At 62.5% G+C, this 3,483-nt stretch carries 4 protein-coding genes; 1 reads left to right on the top strand and 3 read right to left on the bottom strand.

The genetic code is table 11. From position 1 onward, the window contains the following. Window positions 1-184 precede the first annotated feature (184 nt). A complete protein-coding gene (locus EN935_RS27105) occupies window positions 185-1,819 on the top strand; it encodes a sulfotransferase (protein ID WP_127265483.1) in 1,635 nt (544 codons plus the stop codon). A gap of 239 nt (window positions 1,820-2,058) precedes the next feature. Here the strand turns inward: EN935_RS27105 and EN935_RS27100 are convergent, their stop codons facing one another. The 3 genes from EN935_RS27100 to EN935_RS40935 all read right to left on the bottom strand — a co-directional run bounded on the left by EN935_RS27100 (window position 2,059) and on the right by EN935_RS40935 (window position 3,313). After that, window positions 2,059-2,412 (bottom strand): DUF1428 domain-containing protein, encoded by a 354-nt coding sequence (locus tag EN935_RS27100; RefSeq protein WP_109659825.1) that lies wholly within the window; start codon window positions 2,410-2,412, stop codon window positions 2,059-2,061. A 74-nt stretch (window positions 2,413-2,486) separates the two neighbouring features. Further along, entirely contained in the window at window positions 2,487-2,915 is a 429-nt protein-coding gene (locus tag EN935_RS27095) for a glyoxalase/bleomycin resistance/extradiol dioxygenase family protein (protein ID WP_127265484.1), read from the bottom strand. A 224-nt stretch (window positions 2,916-3,139) separates the two neighbouring features. After that, window positions 3,140-3,313, bottom strand: a complete 174-nt coding sequence (locus EN935_RS40935; RefSeq protein WP_164757872.1) for a hypothetical protein — start codon at window positions 3,311-3,313, stop codon at window positions 3,140-3,142. Window positions 3,314-3,483 lie beyond the last annotated feature (170 nt).

Here is a 3,483-nt window from a genome sequence, read left to right as displayed (position 1 = left end):
CTTTCGCGGCGACGGAAAGGGCGGGGAACCACGCGAAGACTTGAACCTGGCGCGCCAATGGCCTAGATCGCGGCAGGCGGACAAACACGGCAGGTTTCCCATTAACAGAGATCAGAGACGAGCAGCGGGTGCGGGAGCCAGGTCTGGCGCGGGAGGACAGCCGCCGCTAGGCCTCGACCAGTATGTGCAGCAGGCGCTGCAACTGCATCAGGCCGGGCGCCGGCAAGAGGCCGAGACGATCTACCGGCAGGTGCTGGCGCGTCAGCCCAAGCACGCGGCCGCTGCACATTTCCTGGGACTGCTGCTGCACCAGACCGGGCGTAGCGAAGAAGGGCTGGATCTCATCGAACGGTCGGTGAGCATGCAGCCGACCAATCCCGATTTCCTCAACAATTTCGGTACGGTGATGCGCGACCTCGGCCGCCCTACAGCGGCCATCGATTTCTTCCGCGGCGCCGTGGATCTGCGGCCGGACCAGCTCGCGGCGCGCGACAATCTCGGCTCGTCGCTGAAGCAGGTCGGCCAGTTCGAGGAGGCCGAAGAGATTTATCGCGGCACGGTTGCTCGCAACCCATTTCATGTGCGCGCCCGCATCGGGCTTGCCGAAACCCTGCAGGAAGCCGGGCGGTTGGACGAGGCGCTGGCTGCCTTCCGCGAAGCGCTGGCGATACGCCCCAAGGATGCCGACCTGCTGCACGGGCTCGGCGTCGGGTTGATGGAAAAGGGCAAGCTCGACGAGGCGGCGGATCTGTTCCGGCAGGCGTTGGCGATCAACCCCGCCATGGCCACAGCCTGGCTGATGCTGACGCAGGTCAAGCGCCAGAAGGAGCGCGACAGCGAATTGACCGGGATGGAGGCTCAGCATGCCAAGGCGCCGCAGGACAGCCTGTCGCGCATGCAGTTGTCCTTCGGTCTCGGCAAGGCCAATGACGATCTCAGGGATTATGGCCGGGCCTTCGACTATTTCGCCGAGGGCAATGCAATCCGCCGCAAGGGCATCGATTACGACAAGGCCAAGACGCGGGCCGAGTTCGAGGCGATGAAGGCAACCTTCGATGCCGGCTTCTTCGAGAAACACAAGCCCAGCTCAATCGGCGACGATACGCCTATCTTCGTCGTCGGCATGCCGCGTTCGGGCACGACGCTGGTCGAGCAGATCATTGCCAGCCATCCGCAGGTCTATGGCGCAGGCGAGCTCAGCCTCTTGAAGAAGGCGGTCGGCAAGCAGTTCCCGGCGACCATGCCGGGTGGCTTCCCTTGGGGCGTATCGGATACCGGCGATTCGGATTTTGCCGAGGCAGGCCAAGCCTATCTCGACATGCTGCATGCCCGCTATCCGAACATGCGCCACGTCACCGACAAAATGCCGGGCAACTTCCTGCTTGTCGGCTTCATCCACATGATGATGCCGAAGGCCAGGATCATCCACTGCACGCGCGATGCGGCGGCGACCTGCCTGTCGATCTACAAGGTGCATTTCCGCGGCGACAGCCACCGTTACGGCTACGATCTCGGCGAACTCGCCGACTTCCACAATCTGTACACCGACATCATGGCGCATTGGCACACGGTGCTGCCAGGCGTCGTGCACGATGTGCGCTATGAGGATTTCGTCGCCGACCAGGAAGGCCAGACGCGGGCGCTGATCGCCCATCTCGGCCTGCCCTGGGACGATGCGGCGCTGTCGTTCCACCAGACCGACCGGCCGGTGCGCACCGCATCCGCCGCGCAGGTGCGCCAGCCGATGTATCAGGGCTCGGTCGATCTGTGGAAGCGCTATGGAGACCGGCTGAAGCCACTGCTGGACAAGCTGGATTAGCACCCTTGCTGCAGTTTAGCCGAAGTCCCCAAGCTTCGTCATCCACGGGCGGAGCAGCCGCGAAGCGGCGTCGCGGGGACCCGAGGATCCATTCCCTGACTTCGATCGAAGGATGCAACGGGGCAGAATTCGTCACCGTTGCAACGCCTTTGGGTCACGGCATGGATCCTATGGTCTGCGCCGCGTCGCTTCGCTCCTTGCTCCGCCATAGGATGACGAAGCGGTGGGGGCTCAGTTGCTCAAAGCTCCATGAATGGCTTGAAGCCGCCGAAGATCATGCGCTTGCCGTCGAACGGCATAGGGCCCCAATCGGGTGTCAAGCGCGGGTCGGCCATCACCTTGGCCATGACGGCATCGCGGTTCTCCCGCGATTCATAGACGGCCCAGGAGAAGACGACGATCTCGTCGTCTTTTGCCTGCACGGCACGCGGAAACGAGGTCAACTCGCCATAGGGCACGTCGTCGCCGATACATTCGACATAGGCGAGCGCGCCGTGTTCCATCCATATAGGGCCTGTGAGGTTGGCCAGCCTCTTGTAGTCATCGAGATTTGCCTTGGGCACGGCAAGCACGAAGCCATCGACATAGGACATTGTGGGTTTCCTCCTGGAAGTTCACAGGGCCTCACCGACGCCAGCTGGTGAGGGACTTCGCCATTGGCGATAGATCAGGCTTTCTTCGCCGGCGCGTTCATCGCCCACTCGACGCCGAACGGGTCGCGCATATTGCCCCACTGGTCACCCCAGAACATGACCTGGAGTGGCACGGCGACTTCGCAGCCGGCATCGACGGCGCGCTTCCACCAGGCATCGATTTCATCGGCGCCGAGATGGAGCTGCATGGTGTAGCCCTGCGGCTTGACGGCGGGCATCCCGTTTTCGGGATAGAAATCGGAGAGCATCAGCGTCGAGCCGTTGATGTGGAGATGGATGTGCATGGTGCGGCCTTTTTCGTCCGCCGGATAGGCAAAGACCTGCTCGGCGCCAAAGGCCTTCTTGTAGAATTCAGCGGCCTTGAAGGCGCCGTCAATTTGCAGGTAAGGGGTCAATCCGCCGAGCACTTTGGCTGCGGGCTGAACGGGGATCTGATCAGTCATGTCTTGCTCCTCTTTGGGTTTGGCCTTGCCAGTCATAGGACGCATGAGGTGACGGCGATCCTACATGGTCGCGAAATTTTTTGGTGACCGGCCCTGGATAGGCCGGGCAGCCGGCGGGCTTGAACGAGAGGCGTGAAACGAACTTGCGTCGGTGGCCCCCAATCAGAGCGCTGACCAGCAGCGTAGCGGCCGGCATCGATGGCCTGGTTCCGCGGCTGCATGGGTCAGGGAGCCCTGCAGATCCGGGGGCCATTTTGCGCGTCGGTAACGATTTCCGGCCAGCCGATGTCCTTGCGCAATTCGATCGGCAGCGAAAGCAGGGCGCGCTCGCTGCGATGGCGGGCGCGCGCTTGCATGTAACGGGTGGTGATGCGGCCTATGGATGACAGGGTGAACATGATGCTTTGTCCTCGGTTGAAGCCGGCATCATCGTGTCGGCATCCCAAGGACGGGGCGGGCTGAGGCTATCCGACAGACCGTCGGAAAATTTTTGCGGGCAGCGTTTGATTCTATTCAGGCGCCGCCGAACGGCGCCTACGCAACCTTGAGCGTCGGGATAGCTGAAACA

The organism is Mesorhizobium sp. M7D.F.Ca.US.004.03.1.1 (assembly GCF_003998635.1).
GTDB classification, from domain to species: Bacteria; Pseudomonadota; Alphaproteobacteria; order Rhizobiales; family Rhizobiaceae; genus Mesorhizobium; species Mesorhizobium loti.
Note: the sequence above shows the minus strand (reverse complement) of the source record. Positions and strands in the feature narration are given on the sequence as shown.